The organism is Trueperaceae bacterium, from assembly GCA_036381035.1.
GTDB lineage: Bacteria > Deinococcota > Deinococci > Deinococcales > Trueperaceae > DASRWD01.
Window position 1 is genome coordinate 1 of sequence record DASVDQ010000144.1, and the last position, 25,582, is coordinate 25,582.

At 71.6% G+C, this 25,582-nt stretch carries 18 protein-coding genes; 11 read left to right on the forward strand and 7 right to left on the reverse strand.

The annotated features are described in order from the left end of the window. Positions 1-250: hypothetical protein (locus VF202_14970; protein ID HEX7041417.1), on the forward strand; the 250-nt coding region annotated here is incomplete at its 5' end. Positions 251-277: 27 nt separating this feature from the next. On the opposite strand, the gene VF202_14975 is transcribed toward VF202_14970, so the two are convergent. Beyond that, complete coding sequence (locus VF202_14975; GenBank protein HEX7041418.1) at positions 278-1,654, reverse strand: FAD-binding oxidoreductase; 1,377 nt, start codon at positions 1,652-1,654, stop codon at positions 278-280. Positions 1,655-1,752: 98 nt separating this feature from the next. Between VF202_14975 and VF202_14980 the strand changes: the two genes are divergently transcribed. Both VF202_14980 and VF202_14985 read left to right on the forward strand, forming a co-directional pair. After that, a complete protein-coding gene (locus VF202_14980) occupies positions 1,753-2,352 on the forward strand; it encodes a TetR/AcrR family transcriptional regulator (GenBank protein HEX7041419.1) in 600 nt (199 codons plus the stop codon). A gap of 372 nt (positions 2,353-2,724) precedes the next feature. Continuing rightward, positions 2,725-5,664 carry a hypothetical protein gene (locus VF202_14985; GenBank protein HEX7041420.1) on the forward strand — a complete coding sequence of 980 codons (2,940 nt, stop codon included), beginning with the start codon at positions 2,725-2,727 and terminating at the stop codon, positions 5,662-5,664. A gap of 116 nt (positions 5,665-5,780) precedes the next feature. Here VF202_14985 and VF202_14990 read toward each other — a convergent pair whose 3' ends face one another. From VF202_14990 to VF202_15015, 6 genes are all read right to left on the reverse strand, one after another. Next, positions 5,781-6,980 (reverse strand): hypothetical protein, encoded by a 1,200-nt coding sequence (locus tag VF202_14990; protein HEX7041421.1) that lies wholly within the window; start codon positions 6,978-6,980, stop codon positions 5,781-5,783. A gap of 196 nt (positions 6,981-7,176) precedes the next feature. Beyond that, complete coding sequence (locus VF202_14995) at positions 7,177-10,233, reverse strand: tetratricopeptide repeat protein (GenBank protein HEX7041422.1); 3,057 nt, start codon at positions 10,231-10,233, stop codon at positions 7,177-7,179. A gap of 129 nt (positions 10,234-10,362) precedes the next feature. After that, entirely contained in the window at positions 10,363-11,352 is a 990-nt protein-coding gene (locus VF202_15000) for a BadF/BadG/BcrA/BcrD ATPase family protein (GenBank protein HEX7041423.1), read from the reverse strand. Positions 11,353-11,381: 29 nt separating this feature from the next. Next, positions 11,382-12,680 carry a hypothetical protein gene (locus VF202_15005; GenBank protein ID HEX7041424.1) on the reverse strand — a complete coding sequence of 433 codons (1,299 nt, stop codon included), beginning with the start codon at positions 12,678-12,680 and terminating at the stop codon, positions 11,382-11,384. 2 nt (positions 12,681-12,682) lie between these two features. Next, the gene (locus VF202_15010) at positions 12,683-13,414 is read right to left on the reverse strand and encodes a GntR family transcriptional regulator (GenBank protein HEX7041425.1); all 732 of its coding nucleotides are present in this window, start codon (positions 13,412-13,414) and stop codon (positions 12,683-12,685) included. Between the two features lie 10 nt (positions 13,415-13,424). Then, a complete protein-coding gene (locus tag VF202_15015) occupies positions 13,425-14,435 on the reverse strand; it encodes an SIS domain-containing protein (protein ID HEX7041426.1) in 1,011 nt (336 codons plus the stop codon). Between the two features lie 382 nt (positions 14,436-14,817). On the opposite strand from VF202_15015, the gene VF202_15020 reads away from it, so the two are divergent. From VF202_15020 to VF202_15055, 8 genes are all read left to right on the forward strand, one after another. Beyond that, on the forward strand, positions 14,818-16,734 hold the full coding sequence (locus VF202_15020; protein HEX7041427.1) for an ABC transporter substrate-binding protein: 1,917 nt from the start codon (positions 14,818-14,820) through the stop codon (positions 16,732-16,734). A 107-nt stretch (positions 16,735-16,841) separates the two neighbouring features. After that, positions 16,842-17,828, forward strand: coding sequence for an ABC transporter permease (locus VF202_15025; protein ID HEX7041428.1), 987 nt, complete (start codon positions 16,842-16,844; stop codon positions 17,826-17,828). After that, a complete protein-coding gene (locus VF202_15030; protein HEX7041429.1) occupies positions 17,785-19,008 on the forward strand; it encodes an ABC transporter permease in 1,224 nt (407 codons plus the stop codon). The genes VF202_15025 and VF202_15030 overlap by 44 nt, the downstream gene beginning before the upstream one ends. Then, positions 19,001-21,196, forward strand: a complete 2,196-nt coding sequence (locus tag VF202_15035; protein ID HEX7041430.1) for an ABC transporter ATP-binding protein — start codon at positions 19,001-19,003, stop codon at positions 21,194-21,196. Before VF202_15030 ends, VF202_15035 begins: the two co-directional genes overlap by 8 nt. 25 nt (positions 21,197-21,221) lie before the next feature. Beyond that, on the forward strand, positions 21,222-22,607 hold the full coding sequence (locus VF202_15040) for a CehA/McbA family metallohydrolase (GenBank protein ID HEX7041431.1): 1,386 nt from the start codon (positions 21,222-21,224) through the stop codon (positions 22,605-22,607). A 71-nt stretch (positions 22,608-22,678) separates the two neighbouring features. Further along, the gene (locus tag VF202_15045) at positions 22,679-23,479 is read left to right on the forward strand and encodes an HAD-IIA family hydrolase (GenBank protein ID HEX7041432.1); all 801 of its coding nucleotides are present in this window, start codon (positions 22,679-22,681) and stop codon (positions 23,477-23,479) included. Continuing rightward, a complete protein-coding gene (locus tag VF202_15050) occupies positions 23,476-24,648 on the forward strand; it encodes a Gfo/Idh/MocA family oxidoreductase (protein HEX7041433.1) in 1,173 nt (390 codons plus the stop codon). The genes VF202_15045 and VF202_15050 overlap by 4 nt, the downstream gene beginning before the upstream one ends. Before the next feature lie 46 nt (positions 24,649-24,694). Then, positions 24,695-25,582: sugar phosphate isomerase/epimerase (locus VF202_15055; protein ID HEX7041434.1), on the forward strand; the 888-nt coding region annotated here is incomplete at its 3' end.

Here is a 25,582-nt window from a genome sequence, read left to right on the forward strand (position 1 = left end):
AGGGCTCCAGTACGCCGTCAAGTGGAGGAGGGCGTACTACGGTCTGCCCGAGCGAGGCTGGGTCATCGAGGTGGTCCCCTACGACGTCTCGGTCAACGTCGTGTTCCTCGGCGGTGCAGGCTTCGCGTCCCCTCCTCCGCTGGGTGAGGGCGCGTCGCGCTACGTGAAGGTCAGGACGGTCGAGGAGGCAGACACGCCCGAGATGCGCGCGTGGATCGAGGAGGCGGGGCGGGAGCCCGGGTGGCGGTGAGCACGAGGCCGCAGCCAAGGACCTGGGTCACCCCCGCGGGTCGACGTTCTGGTTGAGCCGGAACAGGTTCGTCGGGTCGTACCTCCGCTTCACCGCGACGAGGCGGTCCCAGTTGGCGCCGAACGCGGCGCGCACGAAGCCTGGGTCCTCGGCCAGACCGGGGAAGTTGAGGTTCGTCTTGCCGGAGCTGTGGGCCCGCATGGCGTCGAAGAACTCCCTGGCCCACGCCACGTTCGCCTCGTCCGCGGCCGGGTCCGCCCAGTTCGCGAGGATCTCGAGCAGGTAGGGCGCGCTGCGGTCGCCAGTGGCCGTCGCCCCCGGTTCCACGCGACCGAACGCGCCGCCCAGTGCCCACAGCCCCGCCATGGAGAGCGCGGAGGGCCGCCGCGCCGCGAAGTCCGCCAGGGTCGCCACGACCTCGTCCCCTAGGCTCGACAGGTAGATGGACTTCCAGTAGTAGCGCAGCTCGCCGGCGGGGAAGAACGGGTCGAACAGCTGCTGCAAGGCCGTGTAAGGCATCGTCCCCGAGAGGTCGAGGAGCGGCGTCTCGATCTCGCGCAGCGGACGGAGCACGGACTCGCCCTCGTCGGGTGGGCCGGCGTAGGCGGCGCCGAGGACGATGACGGCTCTGCCGTGGAGCTCTGCCGGGAACGCGGGTGCGGGCGGCAGCGTCCAGAACGTGGCGGAGACGTTCACCTCGTCCGGTGCCTCCGCGGCGAACGCGCGCAGCGCCGCCATGACCGGCCGTGCGTGCTCCAGCGGGTAGACCGGACCGGCGAAGGCGACCTGCGGTCCCACGGGGTGGGCGCGGAACTCGAACCCGGCCACGACGCCGAAGTTGCCGCCGCCGCCCCGCAGCGCCCAGAACAGGTCCTCGTTCTCGTGCTCGCTGGCGGTCATCAGCTCGCCGGACGCCGTCACCACGTCGGCGCTCACCAGGCTGTCGCACGTCATGCCATGCGTTCGGCGGAGCCATCCTTGGCCGCCGCCGAGGGTCAGGCCGGCGACGCCGGTCGTGGAGACGATGCCTCCGGGCACGGCCAGGCCGAACGCCTGCGTCTCCCGGTCGACGTCGGCCCAGGTGGCCCCGCCGCCGGCCCGGACGGTGCGGGCTCGCGGGTCCACCTGCACGCCCCGCATCGGGGAGAGGTCGAGCACGAGCCCGCCGTCGCAGGTGCCGAAGCCTGCCACGTTGTGGCCTCCGCCGCGGACGGCCAGGGGGATGCCGCGCTCGCGGGCGTGTCCGACGCCGGCGATGATGTCCGCCACGCCGCGGCAGCGGAGGACCGCGGCCGGTCGCCTGTCGATCATCCCGTTCCACACGCCGCGCGCGGACGCGAAACCGGGGTCCTCGGTGGTGACGAGCTGTTCGCCTACCTGGGAACGGAGCGCTGCGAGGTCCATCCGCTTACCTCCCGGGCCACGGCGCCGCGGTCGCTGCCGCCATCGCTGGGCCGCCTGACTTCTTGCTTCGTTCGTGAGACTAAAGTATCATGATGAGCATGTCAATCTCATATGCCGAGGTCGGGCGGACGAGCCAGAAGGCGCGTACCCGCGCGGCCCTCGTCAAAGCTGCGCGGGAGCTGCTGGCGACCGGCACGACCCCTACCGTCGAGGAGGCGGCCGAGGCGGCCGGGATCTCGCGCGCGACCGCGTACCGCTACTTCCCGAACCGGCACGACCTGCTCGTGGCAGCGCATCCCGAGGTGGAGGCCGAGTCCTTGCTGGGCGACGACCCGCCGCAGGACCCCGCGGAGCGGCTCGATGCGGTGGTGGTCAGGCTGGCCGAGATCTTCCTCGGCGCCGAGGCCAGCTACCGCGCGATGCTCCGCCTCTCCCTGGAGCCCGACGAGAGGCGCCGCAGCGGGCTCGCCCTGCGCCAGGGGCTGCGGTTCCGCTGGATCGAGGAGGCCCTGGAGCCGGTCGAGGGGAGGCTGCCTCCCGAGGAGTGGCAGCGCCTCGTGCAGGCCGTCGCGGCCGCCGTCGGCATCGAGGCCCTCGTGGTCCTCACCGACCTCGGCGGCCTGTCGCGGGAGCGAGCGGTCGAGGTCATGCGGTGGTCGGCGCAGGCGCTGCTGCGAGCCGCGCTCGAGGGGGCGTAGGCGGGCAGCCCGCGAGGCGCGCCGCCAAGACGAGCCACGCGCACCAAGACCCTGCGACGCTAGCTGTCGCGCCGGCCTGCTTCACTCGAGTCAGCGCCATCAGCCGGCCGGCCCGGCGGCTCTCATGGTCACTCATCACTGACTCATGGAACCGCCGGTGCGAGGGTGGCCGGCGTTGAGAAGACCGGCACGCGCCACGCGCTGGCTCGTGACCACGAGGGGGGAACGAAGGCGACAAACACCCACGGGCGCACGCTCCCACGTCTTCTCGAGGCCCGGACGACCCGGCATCACTGCCTGGGCGCCCTGCCGTGCCGTGGCGCGGCAACTCACGGCCCGGCTCGCGAACGCGAGGCGGGGGAAGGAGAACGGATGCGAACTCCACGCAAGGTCCTGATCGGGGTCGCGGCGACCCTCGGCCTGCTGCTGGCCGCGTGCGGCCAGTACGTGGCCGACGTGCCGGACGACTACGTCACGCTCACCGTCGGCCTGGAAGACGCGCTGGCCGCGGCGGGCATCGAGCCGGCCGGGGCGCCGTACTCGCCCGATGACGGCAGCATCGCCGTCGACAACGTGCAGGTCGCCGTGTTCGACAAGGACGGCGATCAGGTCAAGTTCGACCTGAGCGGCGGCGCCTACACGGCGAGCCCGACCGGCAGCACGCTCTCGATCGAGCTCACGCCCGGCGACCCGAGCGCCGACGTCAGCCTGCCGGCGGCGGGCAACCCCTACACCTTCGAGTCGAGGGGCTACGACAGCGGCAGCGCCAACGTCATCGCCTACGACACGCAGGACCGCAACGTCATCGACGCGACCACGGTCCTGGTGAAGCTCGAGTCGGTGCTCGACCAGCCGGACGGCGCGGTCCTCGTCCCCCGCTACCCGACGAACTACGCGATGCCGGGCTCGGTCCTCGACCTGATGCTCGTCGTCATGGCGAACGGCAACGCCGCCTTCCCGAGCGACTACCTCCAGGTGCCGCTCTCCGACTTCGACGTGAGCTACGGCGCCGTCACCGGCGGCACCGTGCTGGCGGCCAGCGAGCGCGGCCTCCGCATCCAGGTCGACGACACCTGCACCCAGGTCACCGTGGCAGGCACCGTCTCCGGCCTCGTCGAGAACGGCACGGACATCGAGGCGGGCACCGTCGGCTTCCAGGGCGACGGCACGTACGAGATCGCCTGCCCCGCGCCCTTCGAGGGCGACGTCACGGCGGACCTCGAGGCCCCGACCGTCTCCATCGTCTATGACTCCTCGGACAACTCGGTGTCCGGCACCGCCAGCGACAACGTCGGGATCGCCTCGGTGGAGGTCTACGACGGCCCCGCGCTCGTCGCGACCACGGACCTCTCGAAGGTCATGGGCGACGTCGTCGAGGTCGTCTTCGCTCCCGGCCTGACCACCTGGAGCGCCGACCTGACGAACCCTCCCACCGGTGAGCTCACGGTCATCGCCACCGACACCTCGGGCAACGAGTCGAGCGCCACGACGCCGTTCCCCGGCTTCGTCTACGTGGACGACGACTACACGGCCGGCGACGCCGACGGCAGCGAGGCGCGGCCGTTCCCGACCGTAGAGCAGGGCCTCGCCGTGGTGGCGCCCGGCGGCACCGTCTACGTCCTGCCCGGCAACTACACGGCGACGGGCTACGACATCGCCAAGCCCCTCACCCTGCTCGGCGCCGATCGGGACACCGTGACCATCAACACCACCGCCCCGGGCGGCTACGGGATCGAGGTCACCGCTGACGACGTGACCCTCAAGGGCTTCACGCTCGTGGGCCCCGCTGGCGGCGCCGGCAACTACGGGATCAAGGCGTTCCGGAACGACGGCCTCGGCGGGCTGAGGATCGAGGACGTGACCGTCACCAACTACGGTCGCAGCGAGGTCGACCTCAACACCGTCTCCGGAGCCTTCCTCGTCGACGTCACCGCGGACGGCAACGGCACGGACGGCGTGGGCATCGCGCTCTCCGGCGTCGAGGACGTCGTCCTGCAGGGCGTCCACACCCTGGACAACGACTGGGGCGGCCTCGGGCTCTTCACCACGGACGCGGGGACCATCAACGGCGTGTTCGACGTCGAGGTCGACGCCTCGAGCATCTTCGAGGAGAGCGGCGTCGGCCTCCGCCGGGGCGTCTACGTCGACAACGAGTTCGGCCATCCCATCAGCGGCCTCAGGCTCGCGGGCTTCGGGTTCGCGGTCTTCGCCCCCGAGCAGCGCGGCTTCGACTCGTCGTGCCCCGAGTTCGGCGCGACCGACCGAGGCGACGACTTCATCGACTTCACGAAGACGCTCGAGCAGGCCGTCCACCTGGCGCTGAACCTCTGCCCTGCCACGAGCGACTCGGCCTACATCGTCGAGCTCGACACCGACGGCAGCGGCGCCATCACCTTCGCGAACGTGTTCCACGTGGGCGCGGGCATGAGCATCCAGACGGCCATCGACCACGCGGCGCCCAGCGCGACCGTGAACCTCGCTGCCGGCACGTTCACCGCAGGGTTCGAAGTCGAGGGCAAGACCGACATCACCATCCAGGGCGCCGGCGACACTGCCACGACCATCGACCCGGCCTCCGCCATCGCCACGGGCGTCGCCCACAAGTACACGGCCGACATGAGGGCCGTCGTGTTCGTCGACGAGTCCTCGAACGTCACCCTGAAGGACTTCGGCGTCAAGGCCAGCGGCCTGACCTGGGCCACCGACCTCGACGCCCTGGTGTTCTGGAACGCCTCCAGCGGCTCGATCCAGGACCTCGACATCGCCGGCCCGGGTCTGCAGAACGGCGTCCAGACCGGTCAGGGCCTGGCCGTCGACGCCAGCGCGCCGCTGGCGACGAACCTGCTCGTCCAGGACACCGACTTCTCGGGCTGGAACAAGAACGGCATCGACGTCGTGAACGGCAACGGCGCCACGACCGGCGGCGGTGACGTCACCGTCGACGTCACCGGCGGCACGTTCACCGGTGGCGGGTCCACGGGCCTCAACGGCCAGAACGGGATCGTCTACTGGGACCGCGGCGGAGGTGTCGTCACCGGCACCGTCGACGGCGTGACCATCTCGAACCTCGAGTACACGGGGGCCGACTACGCCGCCGGCATCCTGCCCTTCGGCGGCGCCGTCGTGCCTACCGTCAAGAACAGCACGTTCAACAGCGTGCAGGTCTACATCGCCAACGCCACGCCCAACGACATCGACGCCACGCAGAACAACACGTTCGACGGCGTGCTCGGCAGCGCCGCTGACGCGACGCAGCTCGCCGCCATCGAGGCCAAGATCGTCGAGGACACGGGCCAGGTCTTCATCCAGTAGACCCGAGCCCATGACCGCGGCCTGACCGGCCGCACAGCGGAAGCGCCGGAGGGCCTGCCAAGCCTCCGGCGCTTCCGCTTCCCCCCGGTTTCGGAACTCCTGCGGCGGCCAGGCGCTTACAGCGCCGTGCGCAGCACGAAGTAGTTCCCGCTCTGCCAACAGGTGCCCACGAGGGCCAGCCCGCCGTCGTCCTCGAAGTAGACGGCGTGCCCGGGCGAGACGCAGCCCGCGGGCGCTTCCCGCGTCCGGGTCGAGACGAGCGTGCCGACGTTCGACACCTTCACCTCGGTCACCGAGTCGTCGTTGAAGCCGGTCGAGACGATGGCCACGTCGCCGTCGTCGAGGAGCACGAGGTCGATGCCCACGGGCCCGTCGCCCACGTCCACGGTGCCGCGCATGACCGGCAGGCCCGCGCCGTCCCAGTTCAGGAGCGCGAGCTGGTCGTCGCCGAAGAGGCTCACGGCGCACAGCCAGCCGGCGGACGACTCGGTGTCGACGCAGCGCAGCTTGCGGGCGTCGAGCCCCAGGGTGAGGGCGATGACGGGTGCGTCGCCGTCGCGGTCGTCGAGGTAGAGGTAGCTCGACACGCCCCGCGTCAGTACGAGGGCAGGGGCCGGGTTCACGAGGTCGTCGTCGGCGACGAACGCCGAGACGAGCTCGCCGGAGAAGTTCCCGGCCGGCAAGACCTCGGTGGAGATCGTCCAGACGGACTGCGGGCCTGCGCTCGCGGCGCCCGGCGCCTTCACCGGCGGGGGCGCCGGCTGGTTCGTCAGGAACCGCACGCCCAAGGAGGGCTGGACCTTCGTCACCAGGTCGGCCAGCATGTCGCCGCCGGCCTGGTACATGTCGTAGGTGACGCTGCTGCCGAAGTCCATCGGGCTGTCGAAGGTGCTGCCGCTGCCGTCGTACTTGAGCCAGGTGGCGCCGCCCGTGCCGTAGCCGACGACGCCGGCGTAGGAGCCGTAGCCCGACCCATCTCGCATGCCGACGAGGCCGAACAGGGGCGCCGCGGCTGTCGAGCCGACGGCGTACAGGACCTCGCCGGTCAGCAGGTCCACGAACGTGATCCCGGTCTCGGTGGCGATCGCCACGATGATCGCCCCCTCGAGCGGGCCGAACTGGGCCGTCTCGTCCGCTGGCCCCCACAGGTAGTTCGCCACCACCGCCAGGCCCTCCGGGCTCAACAGCGGGATGGCACGCAGGCCCGGACCGACGACGTAGAGGCCTTGGCCCGCGATGTTGCACGAGCTGAGAACGAGGGCGAAGGTGAGGACCAGGAGGGTGAGACGGCGTGCGAGGCGAGGAGATCGTTGCATGCGGTGCACCTCCGCACGCCACGGTCCAACGGGACCTCTTAAGGGGGTCTAAAGCGGGGGCTGCCCTTGCACGCGCGAGGCGGCGCCGAGCCCAGGGGGGCCACGTAGCGCCACCCGGGCCACGCCGCTCCACGCTCGAGCCGTACGCGGGCCCGTCCCGAGCGCTCCCCACAGCAAGCTCACGCGCCGACGGCGCTCAGCCCGCCACCTCCTGGCGTAGACGTCGCGCCAGGCGGCGCGCCCAGGTGAGCGTGGCCGGGTGCTCCGCGGCCGCGTCGAGGAGCGCGGCGGCCTCGCCCTCACGACCCCGGGCCAGCAGCACCTGACCGAGGCGCACTCTCGCCGTCTGCTGCGCGGGCTCGTCCCCGACGTCGGCGGCCACTGATACCGCCCGCCGCGCGTGCGCCTCGGCGGCGGCGAGGTCTCCCGCCTCCAGCTCGATCCAGCCGAGCGTAGCCAGCATCCCGCTCTCGAGCCCGCGCTCGCCGCTCGCGACCACACGCCTCAGGGCCTCCTGCGCCATCTCCCGCGCCTCGGCGAACCGCCGCGCCTTGCAGGCCAGGTTCGCGAGGTTGTGCAGCAGCACGGGGATCACCTGGTGGTAGCCGTGCTCGCGGGCGAGCCCGAGCGCCTCCTCGAACCGCTCGGCGGCGGCCTGCTGGGCGTCGGTGTTCATCTCGAGCGCCCCGAGGTTCACGAGCTGCGTGACCACGCCGGAGACGTTCCCGACGGCGCGGTAGTCGGCGAGGGCCTCGAGGTACCGCTCGCGCGCGTGGTCGTACTCGCCCACCGCCTGGGCGACGAGGCCGAGGCGGCCGAGGACCTCCCCGCGGTAGACGGGGTCGTCCGCGAGCCGGGCCAGCAGGTCCTCGTAGGCGCTCCGCGCCGACCCGTAGTCGCCCGCCAGGTAGTGGGAGATCGCCAGGGCGTGCCGCGCGACCCGCACGCCGTCCGCGTCGTCGAGGGTGTCGAGGAGCGACGAGGCCCTCGCGGCGGCCTCGACGGCCGCCCCGTGGTCGCCGAGCCGCGCGCGGGTCCACGCCAGCGACGCCAGCGCGCGCCCCCGCGCCCTGTCGCCGTCCCGGCCCGCCGGCCAGGCGGCGGTAGCGGCAGCCGCGAACAGCGCCTTGCCCTCGTGCAGCCGGGCGCGCAGGTCGGCGTAGCGCATGAGGGGGAAGGCCGCGCCGGCCACGAGGTCCGCCCGGCGCGTCGCGACCGCGTGCAGCCAGGCGCTCCTCAGGTCGTCGAACTCGGCGTCGATGCCGTCCAGGACGCCGACGCTCAGCGCCCGCAGCGCGTGGGTGCGCGAGGCGAGGCGCGACAGGAAGCGCTCGGCGTGGCGGTCGAGGACGTCTCGCTCGCGCGCCGGGCTGCGGGCCAGCCTCTCGCGCGCGAACCGGGCGACGAGCGGGTGCTGCTCGTAGCGCCCGCCGTTCCCCAGGCGCAGGAGCGCGGCGTCCACCAGGCGCGCGACCTGCGCGAGCGAGACGCGCGTCACCTCGCGGGCGTCGGCCAGCGTGAAGCCGCCGGAGAAGGCGGAGAGGGACGCGAGGGCCCGTCTGTGAGGCGCGTCGAGCCTGTCCCAGGACCTGTCGAAGCTGGCCCGCGCGCTGGCGTGACGGTCGGGCCCGCTGGCGCTGGCGCGGCGCAGGAGGCTCGCGTCGGCCTCGACCTCGTTGGCCAGGACGTCCACGGGCACGGCGCGGACCCAGGCGGCCGCCAGCTCGATGCCGAGCGGCGAACCGCCCACGGCCCGGCAGACGCGGACCACGTCGGGCAGCAGGGGAGGCTCGAGCTCGAAGGTGGCGTCCGCGCGGCGGGCGACCTGGCGGAACAGGCGCACGGCGTCGTAGGCGGCCGCGCCCTCGGTGTCGGCGGACTCCGGGACCCGCAGGCCGTCCAGCGGGAACGCCACCTCCTCGCGGAGGCACAGCAGCTCGCGGGACGTCGCGAGCACCGAGAGGGCGGGCGCGCTGCTCAGGAGCCGTTCGAGGGCGTTCGGGGCCCCCTCGACCTGCTCGAGGTTGTCGAGGACGAGGAGCGTCCGCTCCGCCGGCAGGACCGCCCGCAGCGCCTCGATGCCCCGCTGGCCATGCAGGCTCGTGCGACCCAGCGCGCGGGCGATGGCGAAGGGCAGCGCCGACGCGTCGTGCACGCCCTCCAGCTCGACGAACGCGACGCCGCCGGGGAACGGCGGGTCGTCGGCGTCCAGGAGGTCGTTCGCCACCTGGATCGCCAAGCTCGTCTTGCCGATGCCGCCGGGCCCGTGCAGGGTGACGAGCCGCGCCTCGCCGCCGGCGAGGAGCCTGTGCACCTCGAGCCTCTCCGGCTCGCGGCCGATGAGCCCGCGAGCCGAGGGCGGTGGGGCCGGTCGAGGCTCCTCCTGGACCGGCGCCGGCTGGGTGACGGCGGCGCCCGGGTGGGGCTCCGCGTCGCCGCGACCCGGCTGGGTGACGGCGGCGCCCGGGCGGGGCCCCTCGTCGACGCGACCCGCATCGCCTTCCGGTGCGCTGGGACCGGCATGTTCTGGCGCTTGGCCCAGCTCGATCCCGAGCTCCGCGGCCTCCTCGAGGACCTCGGTCGCTGTCGGGTGGCCGGCTGGCGCCAGCAGCCTGAAGAGCCACCGCAGCGTGTCCGCGTCCGCCGGCGGGGCGCCGGCGACGCGGTAGGCGGCGTCGGCGAGGCGGGCCGCGGCGGCGGCCGGGTCGGTGGGTACGGGTGAGCTGGCGCGATCGTCAGCGGACGGGCCGGTCGGGCCGCGGTGCCCGGCGACCGCAGGGCCGCCCGGGCCGGCCTCGACCCCACGGGCCTGCAGGTCCCGGCTGGCCTCCGCCCACCTCAGGAGGGCGTGCCGGTAACGCTCCGCGATCGACTCGCGCCGGGCAAGAACCCACTCCTCGAGCTCGGCGCCCATGCTGCTCGTCTCGGCGCCGAGCAGGAACGGACCGCGGTATAGCTCCGCGGCCCGGGCCTCGTCGTCCGCCTCGAGGGCGTCGAGGAGGGCGTGGACGTCGGTCCTCAGATGGGCCCGCACGTTGTCGGGCCTTGCTTCGACGGCGTCGGGGAGGCTGCCGCGGATGGTGCTCAGCGCCACCGAGAGGTTGCTGAGGGGACGGGGCGAGGCGGGCCAGAAGAGCTGCGCCAGCGACCGGCGCGGTGTGCTGCCCTCCAGCGCCAGGTAGGAAAGCAAGAGCAGCAGCTTGGGCTGGCGGACCTCGCCCAGGTGGCGCAGGCCACCCAGCGTGTGCAGCATGTCGGATTCTATACGTCTGGGAGCGGCAGTCTCAGCCGGGCAGGTGTCCCGGCGGTACGCGCGGTGCGTTGGCTGGCGGTGGGCTCGCGACCGTCGGGACGGTGCAGGTCTCGTGGTCGCGGGTTCGCTTCAGGTCGCGTACAGCTCAGAGGGAGGCAGGCTGGACTCGAGCGCCCGCAGCACTGGCCCTTCGACCCTCACGCCTTGCGCCTCCAACGCGAGCAGCAGCGCGCCCACGGCCGGCTCGTGGGTGCCGCCGAGGACATCGCCCCCCGCGTCGCGCCCTAGGCTCTTCAGCACGGCGGTCCGCAGCAGCGAGCTGCGGTGCCTGAAGACGCCGCCGGTGAGCACCAGCCTGCAGCGGGTCACGTCCAGCCCCACGCGTCGCGCTGCCGCCTCGGCGTAGGCGGCGAGGGTCGCGCCGTGGTCCGAGACGATCCGCAGGGCGGTCCCGTCGCCCGCCGCGGCCGCGTCCAGCAGCAGCGGCGCCAGGCCGCTCAGCTGTGCGGGCGTGGGCTTGACGGCGTGACGCCCTTCGAACCCTCGCAGCAGCTCCTCCGGGTCCGCCTTGCCGAACGCGGCCAGCACCGCCGCGGTGAGCGTCGTGGGAGGGTCGATGCCGAGCTCGGCCCGGTACACGGACCGTAGGGCTCGCCTGCCCAGCTCGACCCCGCACAGCGGCTCGGCCCAGAAACCGGTGTGCCAGAAGTCGCCCGCGGCGTTGCGAGCGGCGACGGCGACGCCGGTGCCGCAGCTGATGACCACGCCGGTGCCGTCGGGGGAGCCGGCGCGCAGGGCGCCCAGCGCGTCGTTGCCCACGAGTACCCGCCCGGGGCCGGCGGAGCGCGTCAGGGCCTCCTGCAGGAACGCGTAGTCCTCTGGCCAGTCGGCGCCGGCCAGACAGAAGTAGGAGACGTCCAGGGAGTCCCGCGAGGTACCGGCCATCGACAGCGCGGCATCGACCGCCCGCGCGACCTCGGCCAGCGCCGCCGCCTCCGTGGGGGCGGCGGAGATGTCCGCGCAGCCGCCGCGTCCATGACCCACGATCCTGCCGCCGAGCTCGGCGATGAGCGCGACCGTCTTCGTGTTGCCGCCGTCTACGCCCAGCACGTGGCCCATGCCAGACCTCGGAGCTCAGCGCGCGGCCGTCACGACAGCAGCCGCTCCGGCAGGTACTCCCTGTGGGCCGCGCACATCGCGTCGTAGATGGCCTCCGCCTTGTCGACCGACTGCACCAGGGGGTTGGCGGCGAGCGCCCTGATCCCATCCTTGCGACGACCGCACCAGGCGACCTCTGCGGCCAGGGCCTGGTACTCGCCCAGCGCCTCCACGAGGCCAAGCACGTGGCGCGGCAGGCGGCCGTCCGCGATGCGGGTGACCCCGTTCCTGTCGAGCAGCCCGCGCATCTCGACGACGAGGTCGTCCGGGAAGTCCGGCAGCGCCCCGTGGTTCGGGCAGTTCACGGGAAGTACGTCGCCGCGGTCGTTGAAGATCGCGTCCATGGCGTCTATCGCCAGCTCGAGCTCGTGGATGCCGCCCCGGGACCGTGAGGGGTCGAGCCGCGGGTCGTCGGAGAGCGCCTGTTCGCGGTAGTGCTGCCAGTAGTCGGGGACCCGGGCCATGATGTCCTGCGCGCGGGTGGTGGGCTTGGCGCGGAGCTCCGCCAGCAGCTCGTCACGGTAGTAGTAGTACTGGAAGTAGTCCGCCGGGATGCTGCCCATGGTCACAGCCAGACGCAGCAGCCTCAGCCTGGTGCGGTCGGCGGTGCCGGACGCGGCCAACCGCTCATACGCCCGCTCCAGCAGCGGCATGACGTCCTGCCCGTCGTAGAGGTGCCGCACCGACCAGCAGCCGTGGTTGAGGCCCACCATGACCGTCTCGAGCCTCTCGGGATCGAGGCCGGCGAAGGTGGCCGTGGCCTCCGCGAAGTCGTACGGACCCTCGCAGAACGACAGGAACGGGACTTCGGAGTGGTGGGTCGCGGCCTCCGACAGGATGTTGATGGGGTTGGTGTAGTTGAAGATCCTGGCGCGCGGCGCCACCTGCTCGACGTCCGCGATGATGCCCTTCATCACGTGGATGGAGCGCAGCGCCATGAAGAAGCCGCCGGGCCCCTGCGTCTCCTGCCCTATGACCCCGTGGTCGAGCGAGATGCGCTCGTCGAGGTACCTGGACTCGAAGCCGCCGGGGCGGTAGCTGGTGAGCACCGCGTCGCAGTCGGTGAGACCCGCGCGCCTGTCGGTCGTCGCGCTGACGGTGAGGTCGATGCCCTTGCCGTGGGCCATCTTCCTCGCCAGCGTCTCGACGACGGCCAGGCGGTCCTCGTGGAGGTCTATCAGCACCAGCTCCGAACCGTCGAAGTTCTCGCCCTGCTCGATGAGCGAGGCGACGGTGCCCGGCGCCCGCGTGCTGCCGCCCCCCACGTAGGCCAGCCTGATCCGTGCCACGCTCAGGCCTCCCGAGGCTGTCCGCGCTGGCGCCTAGCGACCTGCAGCTGGTAGCGGTCCCCGCGGTACAAAGACCTCACGAACTCGATGGGAGCACCCGTATCGAGGTACGTGATCTGCTCAGTGACCAGCAGGGGGGCCGGGTGCGTGACGCCGAGCAGGCGGGCCTCCTCCTCGGTCGTGATGTCCGCGCCGGCCGCCGACTGGCTGTCGGCGATGCGCAGCCCGTACTTGCTCCTCAGCAGCTCGTAGAGCGAGGCGTCCTCGAGGTCCAGCTGCAGGAGGCCGGGGCATAGCGCGCTCGGAAGGTAGGCGGTCTGGATGGCCATCGGCTCGTTGTCGGCCAATCGAAGGCGGCGGAGGCACACGAGCGGCTGACCGACTACGACCTGTAGCGTGCTCGCCAGCATCGTCGTCGCGTTCACGATGCGCTTCTCGAGTACCCGGCTCGAGGCGCGCATGCCGCGCAGCGCCATGTCCTCGGTGAAGCTGACGAGCGGCCCGCGCTCCGCCTCCTGCTTGGTGTCCGCGACGTAGAGGCCCTGGCCCTGCCTGGCGTAGATGACGCCTTCCCGGACCAGCTCGTTGATGGCGCGCCTCACGGTCATGTGGCTGAGGCCGTACCTCTGGCCGAGCTGCCGCTGCGAGGGCAGGCGGTCGTTGGGCCCGTAGACGCCGGCCGCGATCTCGTCCTTAAGGTCGTTCTTCAGTCTCAGGTACGGATGCTCTGGCATAGCTTGGCTCTCAGAGCCGTTCGATCACCTTCCTTATGTGCCTGAAGCTGGCGTCTATGTGCAGGCGTTCGGCGGTGGAGGCCGCGAAGACCTGGGCAGGAACGACGTCGAGCAGGGACCCGAGCGCCTCGTCGAACGACCGTGTCGCCCGCTCGCGCCGCGAACGACCCTCGACCACCTGCAGGACGGTGCAGCCGTAGGACGCGAGCTCGCCCGCCAGCGCGGCGACCGACGCGTCGGTCCGGCCGCCCGAGCCGTAGAGCACGACGCCGGTGGTCTCGTCGGCCGCCTCGATGAGACCGTGCCTGAAGTCGCCGATCCCGGTGCCGATGGCCGGGCGCTTGACGACCTCGCTCATCATCATCGCGGACTGGCGCGCCGTGGCCGCGTGCGGTCCGTGGCCGAGGAAGTAGAGGTGCTCGGCAGAAGCGAAGGCGGGGTGCCAGTCCGCGACCAGCTCCTGCGCGTCGGCGAGCAAGGCGTCGACCTCCGCGGCGAGCCGCGCGAGGCGGGCGAGCTCCGCGGGGACGTCGGATCCCGACCAGGTGTGCGCCAGCAGCCAGATGCAGGCCAGCGTGTTCAGATACGTGGTGGTCGCGACCGTGCGCTCGGTGCCGGCGAAGAGCGGCAGCACGTGGTGGGCGAACGCGCCCAGGGGGCTCGAGGGGTCGTTCGTGACGGCCATCAGGCGCGCCGGACCGGGCGAGCCGTTCAACAGGGGCTCGACCTCCGCGCTCGCGCCCGACTGGGAGATGAAGACCACCAGCTCCTCGGCCAGCAGGGCGCGCTTGTAGTGCATGAGCTCCGACGCCTCGACGGCGACCGCCGCGATGCCATGCCCGCACAGCACGGCGGCGCCCCAGTAGGCCGCGTGGTAGGAGGCCCCCATGCCGGTCAGTAGCACGCGCCTCGGCCTGGGGACGGCGTTCAAGGCGTCACCGGCGGCGCCGGCGTACCCTGCGATGAGGCTGCGCAAGGCGTCGCCCTGTGCCAGGGTCTCTGACTGGAACTCGTCTAGCAAGCGCCGTCTCCCGCGACTGAGATAGCCCAATATACCCCAAGACGCGAGAGCGGGGGTCGTGCTCCCCGCGCGGCGCGGGCGAGAAGTGGGGCGCTGGGCGAGGAGGGGGTTGCGTTGGATGGTCCGAGATATATACTGAGATATCTAACAAGCGCGGGCTGCTCGCCTCGAGCCGTCCCCTCACGTGCTACCTCGCGAGGCGCCGACAACACGACGAGCCCGGTCGGATTGGAGCGATCAGCAGGAGATCCTAGGTCCTCTAGACGAGCGACTTGGCCCGGTCGAGCCGGGCGGCCGTGGCCGCGAGAGTCACGTTGATGGGAGTCGCAGGATGCCTCAAGCACCACGAAGCCTTACGAGAGCAGCCCAAGCGCTGCTGACCTTGGTCCTGGCGGCGGTCGCGTTCGGCCAGTCCGACGACGCCGCCACCGTCTGCACCGCCTACAACGAGGCGCCGGGGCTGGCCGCCAGGGTCGTGGCGGGCGAGCTGCCGCCCGTGGCCGAGCGGCTCCCGCTCCACCCCAGGGTCGTGGCGCCGGCGCACGAGATCGGCGCGTACGGCGGGACCTTGCATGACCTCTACGACGGCAGCCGCCTCGCGGAGTTCCGCCAGTACGGCTACGAGAACCTCGTCAGGTGGACGCCCGACGGCAGCGAGGTCATCCCGAACATCGCAGAGAGCTTCACCGTCAGCGACGACGGCACGAGCTTCACCTTCCGGCTGCGTGAGGGCCTGAAGTGGTCCGATGGCCACCCGTTCACCTCCGCCGACATCCTCTACTGGTGGGAGCGGGTCGAGACGAACCCAGAGATCAACCCAGGCGGCCCCTACCGCATCTTCGTAGTCGACGGCGAGCCCGCCACCGTTACCGCCGACGGCGACTACAGCGTCACGTTCTCCTGGAGCAAGCCCAACGGCCTGTTCCTCGAGAACCTGGCGGGCCCCTACGGCGTCCGCGTCACGCAGTTCCCGAAGCACTACATCGAGCAGTTCGACCCTCAGGTGAACCCAGAGGGCGTCGCGCGGATGATGGCCGAGGCCGGGCAGACCTCGTACGGGCAGTGGTGGATCTCCCGCGTCGGGACCTACGGCCAGGCCGCCGAGTACAACGACCCCGCGCGCCCGTCGCTGCAGCCTTGGATACCCACCGCGCCGTACGTCGGCGAGACCCAGTTCACCTTCGTGCGCAACCCCTACTACTTCAAGGTCGATACCGCCTGCAACCAGCTGCCCTACATCGACGCGCGCACGTTCACCCTGGCGACCGACCCGGAGCTGCGCCTACTCAAGACCATCGCCGGCGAGGACGATTTCTCCAACGACGACATCAGCCAGCCGACGAACAGGGCGGTCTTCTTCGAGAACCTCTCGGACGACACCTACCACTTCCAGGAGGTGCTCAACAGCAACTTCAACACCTTCCTGCTGCACCTCGAGCTCAACAAGCCGGACGAGGCGCAGGCCGCAGTGCTGGACAGCAAGGACTTCCGCATCGGCCTGTCGCTCGCGATGGACCGCCAGGCGGTGATAGACACCGTGTTCGTCGGCCAGGGGGTGCCGTACCAGCAGGCACCGCGCCCCGACTCGCCCTTCTACAACGAGCAGCTGGCGACGCAGTACACGGAGCACGACGTCGAGCTCGCCAACGAGTACCTCGACAGGATCATGCCGGAGCGCGGGCCGGACGGCATGCGTCTGCGGCCGGACGGCCAGCCGTTCACGTTCCAGGTGATGGTCAACGCCGAGGCCAGGCCGTACTTCGTGGACATCGTGCAGCTCCTCGAGCGCGACTGGGAGCAGGTGGGCATAGACACGGTCATCGTCTCCGTCTCCAACGACGCCTTCTTCACCCGGCGCCAAGACCCGAGCATCGACGCCTACGCTTGGATCGGCGAGAACGGCTCTGGCCTGCTGCCGATCCTGGGGGTCGCGTTCGACGCCTTCACGCCCGAGGCCGCCTGGGGCTGGATCGCCTGGCGCACGCTGCAGCAGAACCCGGCCGCGACCGTGACGGCGGAGCCCATCGAGCCGCCGGCGGAGGTGAAGCGCCAGTACGAGCTCATGACGGAGATACAGGGCGCCGTGGACCCCGCGGAGAGGGAGCGGCTGATGGGCGAGTTCCTGCAGATCTCCGCCGACACCTTCTACACCATCGGCCTCAGCCTGCCCGCGGGGGACTACTACGCCGTGAGCAACCGGCTCAAGAACGTCCCGGACCGGGTCATCTCGGGTTGGCTGTACCCTGGACCGGCGCCCGCCAACTTCGAGACCTTCTACATCGCGCCGGCAGGCGACTGAACCTCTAGCGCGGGCGCCCGCGCGGCAGGCAGCGATGCCGCGGCGCGAGCGCCCGACCGGCAGCCGGCCGCGCGGCACGGCCTCCCGCCGCCCAGGAGCTCACAGGCATGGCGCAGTACATCGCGAAGCGCATCCTGCTCATGATCCCGACGCTCTTCGCGATCTCGGTCGTGTGCTTCGCCATCATCAACCTGCCGCCCGGCGACTACGTCGACCGTCTGGTCATGGAGGCGAGGAACCGGGGCGAGACGCTCACGAGCGAGCAGGTCGCCGGCATGAGGGTGCTCTACGGCCTGGACAAGCCGCTGACGGAGCAGTACGTGAGGTGGATCTCCGACATCGTCCTGCGCGGCGACTTCGGCCACTCCTTCCGCTGGAACGTCCCCGTCACCACGCTGCTGGGGGAGCGACTGGTGCTGACGGTCGCCCTCTCGCTCATAACGCTGCTCTTCGTGTGGTCGGTCTCGCTGCCCATCGGCGTCATCTCGGCCGTCCGCCAGTATTCGGCCTGGGACTACCTCCTGACCTTCATAGGCTTCATCGGGCTCGCCATCCCGAACTTTCTCATCGCGCTCGTGCTCATGTACCTCTCGTTCAGGTACCTGGGGCAGAGCGTCGGCGGCCTGTTCTCGCCGGAGTACGTGAACGCCCAATGGAGCGTGGCGAGGTTCTTGGACCTCCTGAGCCACCTCTGGGTCCCGATGATCGTGCTCGGCACGGCGGGGACCGCCGAGCTCGTGCGCACGCTGAGGGCCAACCTCCTCGACGAGGTGCGTCGGCCGTACGTCACGACGGCGCGCACGCGCGGCCTCAGCGAGACCCGCCTGCTCGTCAAGTACCCCCTGCGCCACGCGCTCAACCCGTTCGTGAGCTCGCAGAGCGGGATCTTCGTGAACATCGTCTCCGGCGGGACCATCGTGTCCATCGTCCTCGGCCTGCAGACGATCGGGCCCTTGCTGCTCGAGTCGTTCCAGGACCAGGACATGTTCCTGGCCGGCAGCTCGATCATGATGCTGGCCGTGCTCGCCATGATCGGCACGATCGTCTCCGATGTGGTACTCGCGTGGCTGGACCCGAGGATCCGGTTCCGGTGAGGGTCGCTGGTGCACGTCGGGACGGCGGTCCGTGGTAGGCGGGCGCCTCGAGCCGCTCGGCCGGTCGGGCCGCCGTGGCCGCCAGCGGGGCGACCGGTACGGCACAGCCAGCCAGGCGCGGCTCTTGTGGTGGCGGTTCCGCAGGCATCGGCTGGCCGTGGCGAGCGCCTGGGTGCTCGGCTTCATCTACCTGGTCGCCCTGTTCGCCGAGTTCTTCGCGCCTTACTCTGCCGAGGCGTACTCGTCCAGCTACACTTACGCCCCGCCGCAGAGGCTGCGCCTGTTCGAGCGCACGGACGAGGGACTCAGGTTCCGGCCCCACGTCAACGACTTCGTCGTCGCGATCGACTACAACGCCGGCCGGCGCTCGTTCGACGTCGACCCGAACACGCGCCACGCCGTCGGGCTGTTCGTGCGGGGAACCCCCTACAAGCTGTTGGGGCTGATCCCGGCGGACGTCCACCTGATGGGCCCGCTCGAGCCGGGAGCGCCCATGTACCTGCTGGGCGCCGACAGGCTCGGACGCGACGTGCTGAGCCGGACGATCTTCGGGGCCCGGGTCTCGATGACGGTCGGCCTCGTCGGCGTCGCGATAGGCCTGTTCCTCGGAGTGCTGCTCGGGGGGATATCCGGCTACGTCGGCGGGGCAGTGGACAACGTCATCCAGCGCGTCATCGAGTTCCTCCAGTCCCTGCCCGCCATCCCGCTGTGGATCGGCCTCGCGGCCGCCATCCCGCTGGAGACGCCTCCCGTCCGCGTCTACTTCTACATAACGGTCATACTCTCGGTCCTCGGCTGGACGGCCCTGGGGCGCGTGGTACGCGGGCGGTTCTACGCGCTCAAGACGGAGGACTTCGTGAGCGCGGCGCGTCTCGACGGCGCCGGCGGCATGCGCATCATCCTCAGGCACATGGTGCCGTCGTTCTTGAGCCACATCATCACCGTCGTCACGCTCACCATCCCCGGCATGATCCTCGCGGAGACCGCGCTCAGCTTTCTGGGCATCGGCCTGCGCCCGCCGGTGGTGAGCTGGGGCGTGCTCCTGCACGAGGCCCAGAACATCCGCTCGCTGTCGCAGGCGCCGTGGCTCCTCTTCCCGGGGGTGGCGGTCGTGATCGCGGTCCTGGCCCTGAACTTCCTCGGCGACGGCCTCAGGGACGCGGGGGACCCCTATGCCTGAGCGTCGCGGCGTCGAACCCGACTACCTGCTCGAGGTGCGAGGACTGCGTACCCACTTCTTCACCGACGAGGGCGTGGTGCGCGCCGTCGACGGGGTCAGCTTCGGCATCGAGGCCGGCAAGACGCTGTGCGTCGTCGGCGAGTCCGGCTGTGGGAAGTCGGTGATGGCGCGCTCGGTGCTCAACGTGATCGAGCCGCCGGGCCGCGTGGTGGCCGGCAGGGTCCTGCTGCGGGCCGAGCCGGGCCAGGAGGTGGACCTCGCTGCCCTGCCGCCGAACGGCAAGAGGATGCGCTCCATCCGCGGCCGGCTGGCCACGATGATCTTCCAGGAACCGATGACGGCCCTCTCGCCCCTCTACACGATCGGGAACCAGATCATCGAGGGCATCCGGCTGCACCAGCGCGTCTCGGCGCGGGAGGCCCGCGAGATCGCGATCAGGGCCCTGGCGAACGTCGGCGTTCCCGGACCCGAGCGGCGGATCGACTCGTACTCGTTCGAGCTCTCGGGCGGCATGCGCCAGCGGGCGATGATCGCGATGGCGCTGGTCTGCGGTCCGCGGCTCCTGATCGCCGACGAGCCGACCACGGCCGTCGACGTCACCACTCAGGCCAACCTGCTGGACCTGCTGAAGGAGCTGCAGCGCGAGTCCGGCATGGCCATGCTGTTCATCACCCACGACCTCGGCGTCGTGGCCGAGATCGCCGACGACGTCGCCGTCATGTACCTGGGCACCATCGTCGAGCGCGGCACGGCGCAAGAGGTCTTCGCGGACGCGAAGCACCCGTACACGCGCGCCCTGCTGCGGTCGATGCCGGACCTGCGCGCGCGGAGGCGCGCCCGGCTGGCGACGATCCGCGGCACCGTGCCCCACCCGCTCAGACGTCCGCCCGGCTGCCCGTTCCACGACCGCTGCGACCTCGCGATGCCGGGCGTGTGCGACGCGGAGGAGCCGCCGACCGTAGACATGGGCGGCGGCCACGAGGTCGCTTGCCACCTCTACGCCGAGGGCGCCTCCCCGGACTGGCAGGTGCTCGAGGCCGGCTCCCCGGCGGGCGATCCGCGAGACGTCGCGGGGCCGCCGACCCGTCCCGCCGCGCCCGCAGGGCCGGCGGGCGCCGGAGAGCCTCTGCTGGAGGTCATCGACCTCAAGACGCACTTCCCCATCACGAAGGGATTCTTCAACCGCGTCGTCGGCCGCGTGAAGGCGGTCGACGGCGTCACCCTGACCGTCTACAAGGGCGAGACGCTGGCCGTGGTCGGCGAGTCCGGCAGCGGCAAGACGACCCTCGCGCACAGCATCATGCGCCTGCACGACCCTACGTCGGGGACCGTGGCCTTCCACACCAGATCCGGGGAGGTCGTGGAGCTCTCGGGTCTGCCGCGCGACCGGCTGGCGCCTTACTACAAGGAGATCCGCATGGTGTTCCAGGACCCCAACTCGTCCTTGGACCCCCGCATGCCCGTCATCGACATCGTCGGAGAGTGCCTGGTCATCAACAGGCTGGCCAAGGGCCCCGAGCTCGAGGCCCGCGTGCGCTCGCTGCTGGAGCAGGTCGGCCTGGACCCCGAGTTCGTGCGCCGCTACCCACATGCCTTCAGCGGCGGCCAGAGGCAGCGCATCGGGATCGCTCGTGCGCTGGCGCCCAACCCGACGCTGATCGTCGCCGACGAGGCCGTGTCGGCGCTCGACGTGTCGGTGCAGGCGCAGATACTCAACCTACTCAGCGACCTCCAGGAGGAGCTGGGGCTCACATACGTATTCATCTCGCACGACCTCGGCGTCGTGGCCCACGTGAGCGACCGCGTCGCGGTGATGTACGCAGGCCGGGTCGTGGAGCTCGCCGGGACGGCCGCGCTCTTCGACTCGCCCCGGCACCCTTACACCGAGGCTCTCCTCTCCGCGGTGCTGCGGCCCGATCCGTCGGCGCGGGGAGACGCGAGCCGCATCCGCCTCACGGGCGAGGTCGCCGACCCCGCAGACCCGCCGCCGGGCTGCCCCTTCCATCCGCGGTGCCGCTACAGCCGCCCAGATTGCGCCACGCGCGTGCCCGAGCTTAGGGAGGTCGCGCCGGGTCGTCAGGTGGCGTGCCACTACGCGGAGGAGCTCGAGCTCACGGGCATGCAGATCGGGGACAGCGGCCCCGCCGCCGCGAGCCCGCAGACGAGTCCCACCGCCGCCGAGGCGTAGCCGAAAGGTGAAGAGGAGCCCTGCCTTGAAGATCCGCTTCGCAGACACCCTCACGAGCCGCGACACCCACAGGCACATCCCGCACTACTTCCACGTCCCCGAGGGGACGACCAGGTTGCACGTGGAGTTCAGCTACGAGCCGCGCTTCAGCGCCGGGCAGTCCAACCACAACCAGATGAGCCTGTCGCTGGCCGACCCGGCCGGTCCGCGCGGTGTGTACTACCTCTTCCGCGAATACGGCATCACTATCGACGAGGTCCAGCCCACGCCCGGCTTCAACGCCGGCCCCGTGCGGCCGGGCACCTGGCTGATCGAGGTCGATACCTACCGTCTGCTGCCCCCTGACGACATCAGGTACGTGATCGACGTCGAGCTGTCTTCCGAGCCCATCGACGGGCCGCCGGTCGTCTACCGCCGGCCCGAGAGGGCGAGCCGGGGTCCCGGTTGGTACCGCGGCGACCTGCACTCCCACAGCCTGCACTCCGACGCCAGCTGGGACGTGCCCGACCTGGTGGCGTTCGCACGCCGCCGCGGCCTCGACTTCGTGACCCTCACGGACCACAACACGGTGTCGGGTCTGCCGCAGCACGAGAGCCTCGCGACCAACGACCTGCTGACGATGGGAGGGCTCGAGCTGACCACCTACTACGGCCACGCCGTCGTGCTCGGCACCCGGCGCTGGTTCGAGTGGCGCCTCGACACGCCCGAGCGGCACACGATGCGGGAGCTCGCGCAGCAGGTGCTGGACGCCGGCGCCTTCTTCGTCACGGCGCACCCGATGTCACCGGGAGACCCAGAGTGCTCGGGCTGCCACTGGGAGTTCCAGGACATGCGGCCGGGCAACTCGCAGGCCGTGGAGGTGTGGAACGGCGGCTGGGGGAGGTACAACGAGATGTCCCTCCAGCTCTACTACTCCTGGCTGAACGAGGGTCACCGCCTGGTCGCCACGGCCGGCTCCGACCTTCACGGCGACCCGGGCGAGAGGTGGCCCCGCTGGGGCGTGAACGTCGTCTACGCGGAGGACCTCACGGAGGAAGCGGTGCTGGCGGGCTTGCGGAACGGGCACAGCTACATCTCGTCGGGGCCAGAGCTGCTGCTCACGGGCCGGGCCCGAGACGCCGCCGGCGCGGAGGTAAGGGCCATGTGCGGCGACACGCTGCCGGCGTTTGGCGCCGGCGTCGAGGCGCGCTGGTCGGGGGCGGGAGAGGGCGACCGCGTGCGCCTCGTCGTCGACGGCGCGGTCGTGGAGGAGGTCCCTGCCGGTCGGGACGGCTCGCGCGCCTGGCAGGTGGGTGAGCGCGCGAGCTGGTGCACGGTCGAGCTGCGTGACGCGAGCGGCGAACTGCACGCCGTCAGCAACCCGATCTACCTGGTTCGGGCGGCGGGGAGAGCCGAGGCGGGGGCCAGTTGAGCAGCGGCGCTGCTCCCGGTAGTGGTCTCGCTGAGCCATCGAGCCTGGACCTCGCCTCCGTCGCAGCGGTCGTGTCCGACATGGACGGGGTGCTGTGGCGGGGTGCCGAGTACCTGCCGGGCGTCACCGAGTTCTTCGAGCTCTTAGGTCGGCTCGGCGTGCCGTACGTCTTCGCCACCAACAACAGCGGCACCGAGCCGGAGGCGTACGCCGCGCGGCTGCGCGCCGGCGGTGTCCCCGGCGTGAGCGCGAGGCAGGTCGTGACGTCGGGGACCGTAATGGCGGAAGTGCTGAGCGTCCGCTACCCGTCGGGCACCGCGGTCCACGTGCTGGGCAGCCCGGCCCTGAAGGCCGCCTTGGAGGAGGTCGGATTCGTCGTCTCCGACCCTTCCGCGCCCGGCGACGTCGAGGTAGTGGTGGTCGGGATCGACACCACGCTGACGTACGACAAGCTGGCGCTCGCGGCACGTCGCATCCTGAACGGAGCCGCGTTCTACGGCACGAACGGGGACGTGAGCCTGCCCACCGCCGGCGGGCTGGCTCCCGGTACTGGCAGCATCCTGGCCGCCCTCACCGCGGCCACCGGGACGGCTCCGCAGGTGGTGGGCAAGCCGGAGCGCCACATCTTCCGCTCGGCGGTCCACCGGCTCGGCTCGTCTCCCGACCGGACGCTGATGGTCGGCGACCGCCTGGACACCGACGTCCTGGGCGCGCAACGATCCGGGATGAGGACGGCGCTGCTGCTCACGGGGGTCGAGAGCCCGGCGTCGGCCGCCGCGTCGGCCGTGCGGGCCGACGCGGTGTTCGCCGACCTGCCCGCGCTGTCGCGGGCGTGGGGGGCGGCGCGGAGCGCGCCGGGAGGTGACCGTTGAGCCTCGGCATCTGCGTCATCGGGGCCGGAATGGTGGGGGCGGCCCACGCGGCGGCCTACCGGGCGTACCTGCCACGCTTCCGGACGGGCGGCTCGAGCCTCGATCTCCTCAGCGTGTGCGACGTTAGGCGGGAGGCAGCCGAGGCGGTCGCCGCCCGCTACGGCTTCCGCGAGGCCGTCACCGACTGGCGTGAGGCGGTGGCGGACGAGCGCGTCGGCCTCGTGAGCGTCGCCCTGCCCAACGCGGAACACGAGGAGGTCGTGCTGGCGGCGCTGGCCGCCGGCAAGCACGTCCTATGCGAGAAGCCGCTCGCGCTTACGGCCGCCGGAGCCAGACGGATGGCGGAGGCCGCCGCCGCGGCCGGCGTGGTGGCTCGCACGATGTTCAACTACCGGCGCCTGCCGGCCGTCGCCGAGGCGCTGCGGCGCGTCGGTGCCGGCGAGATCGGCGCCTTCACCGACCTGCACATCGCCTACCGCACCGAGTACGCCGCCGACCGAGAACTCCCCTTCTCGTGGCGCTACGACCGCACCACTGCCGGCGGGGGCGCGCTCGTCGACGTCGGCGCGCACGCGGTCGACCTCGCGCTGGCGCTATGCGGGCCGGTGGCGGAGGTGGTCGGGGCGCTGGAGAGCGTCGTCGTGAAGGAGCGTCGCATGCCGGCCGCGGCCGTGTCGGGGCACTCGCGCGCGGTCCTGGGCGATGAGCGCCGCTCCGTGGACACCGACGACGTGTTCTCGGCGCTGCTGCGCTTCCAGAGCGGTTGTCAGGGGCACCTCCTCGCCAGCCGCATGGCCGTGGGGCACGGCAACTCGCTGACGTTCGCCCTCGCGGGGACGGAGGGGAGCCTGCGGTTCGACAGCGAGCGGCCGAACACCTACGACATCGCCGTGCGGCGACACGGGGAGGCGTCGCACTTCGAGCGGGTGCACGTCGGCGCGCGGTCGCCCTACGTCGCCGAGCTGCTGCCCGTGCCGCACGACGGGGTCACGGTGGGGTACTCCGAGGCGTTCGGCTTCGCCGTCGCCGACTTCCTCGAGGCGGTCGTGAACGGCGCTGACGGGCACGGAAGGCCCTTCGCGGACGGCGTGGCCGCGGCCGAGGTGATCGAGGCGATGCAGGCGTCCGCGCGCCTGGGTGTGCCGGTGAGGGTGGGGGTGCGGCGGTGAGGCGCCGCCCGGGGAGCGACGGACCCGCGCGGGCGGGTGGTCGGCGGTGAAGCTCGGCCTCATGACCGACGGGCTGGCGCACCTCAGCCGCGCCGACTGCCTCGACCAGGTGGCGTCGTGGGGCCTCGAGGCCGTCGAGTTCGGGCTGGGCGGATGGTCTAGCGCGCCGCACGTCGACCTGGATGCCCTGCTGCGCAGCGCCGCCGAGCGTCGCCGGCTGCTCGACGAGGTCGCGGACCGCGGCCTCCTCATCTCCGCCCTCAACGCCTCGGGCAACCAGCTCCACCCCGGACCGTCGGGCGCGGCCGACAGCGCGAAGGTCGACGCCACCGTGGAGCTGGCCGTGCTCCTGGGCGTCCGCCGGGTGGTGCTGATGTCCGGTCTGCCGGGCGCGCCCGGCGACACCTACCCGAACTGGATCACCACGTCGTGGCCGCCCGAGACCCTCGAGGTCCTGGAGTGGCAGTGGCGCGAGCGCCTGGTGCCGTACTGGCGCGAGCTGACGGTGCGGGCGCACCGCGCCGGCGTGCTGCTCTGCATCGAGCAGCACGGCCGCCAATGCGTCCACAACACCGAGACGTTCCTGAGGCTGCGCGAGGCGGTCGCCGCCGAGGTCGGCGAGGCCGCGGCGGAGGTGTTGAGGGTCAACTTCGACCCCAGTCACCTGCTGTGGATGGGCGGCGAACCGGTCGAGGCGATCCGTGCGCTGGGCGGAAGCATCGGGCACGTCCACGCCAAGGACACCCGCCTCGAGGAGAAGCACCGCCGCGACGGGCTCCTCGACGCGAACCCCAACGTGCCGGTCGAGGCGCGCGCGTGGAACTACGTGAGCGTGGGCCGCGGACGCTCGGCCGCGGAGTGGGCGCGCGTCCTCGGGGCGCTCCGGGACGTCGGGTACGACGACGTCCTGAGCATCGAGAACGAGGACCACTCC

What these genes read in the sequence shown, in the direction of transcription:
- VF202_15035 (HEX7041430.1), top strand. Translation starts at nt 19,001, where the DNA reads ATGCCTGAGCGTCGCGGCGTCGAACCCGACTACCTGCTCGAGGTGCGA.
- VF202_15025 (HEX7041428.1), top strand. Translation starts at nt 16,842, where the DNA reads ATGGCGCAGTACATCGCGAAGCGCATCCTGCTCATGATCCCGACGCTC.
- VF202_14985 (HEX7041420.1), top strand. Translation starts at nt 2,725, where the DNA reads ATGCGAACTCCACGCAAGGTCCTGATCGGGGTCGCGGCGACCCTCGGC.
- VF202_15000 (HEX7041423.1), bottom strand. Translation starts at nt 11,352, where the DNA reads ATGGGCCACGTGCTGGGCGTAGACGGCGGCAACACGAAGACGGTCGCG.
- VF202_15030 (HEX7041429.1), top strand. Translation starts at nt 17,785, where the DNA reads ATGTGGTACTCGCGTGGCTGGACCCGAGGATCCGGTTCCGGTGAGGGT.
- VF202_14990 (HEX7041421.1), bottom strand. Translation starts at nt 6,980, where the DNA reads ATGCAACGATCTCCTCGCCTCGCACGCCGTCTCACCCTCCTGGTCCTC.
- VF202_14995 (HEX7041422.1), bottom strand. Translation starts at nt 10,233, where the DNA reads ATGCTGCACACGCTGGGTGGCCTGCGCCACCTGGGCGAGGTCCGCCAG.
- VF202_15010 (HEX7041425.1), bottom strand. Translation starts at nt 13,414, where the DNA reads ATGCCAGAGCATCCGTACCTGAGACTGAAGAACGACCTTAAGGACGAG.
- VF202_14975 (HEX7041418.1), bottom strand. Translation starts at nt 1,654, where the DNA reads ATGGACCTCGCAGCGCTCCGTTCCCAGGTAGGCGAACAGCTCGTCACC.
- VF202_14980 (HEX7041419.1), top strand. Translation starts at nt 1,753, where the DNA reads ATGTCAATCTCATATGCCGAGGTCGGGCGGACGAGCCAGAAGGCGCGT.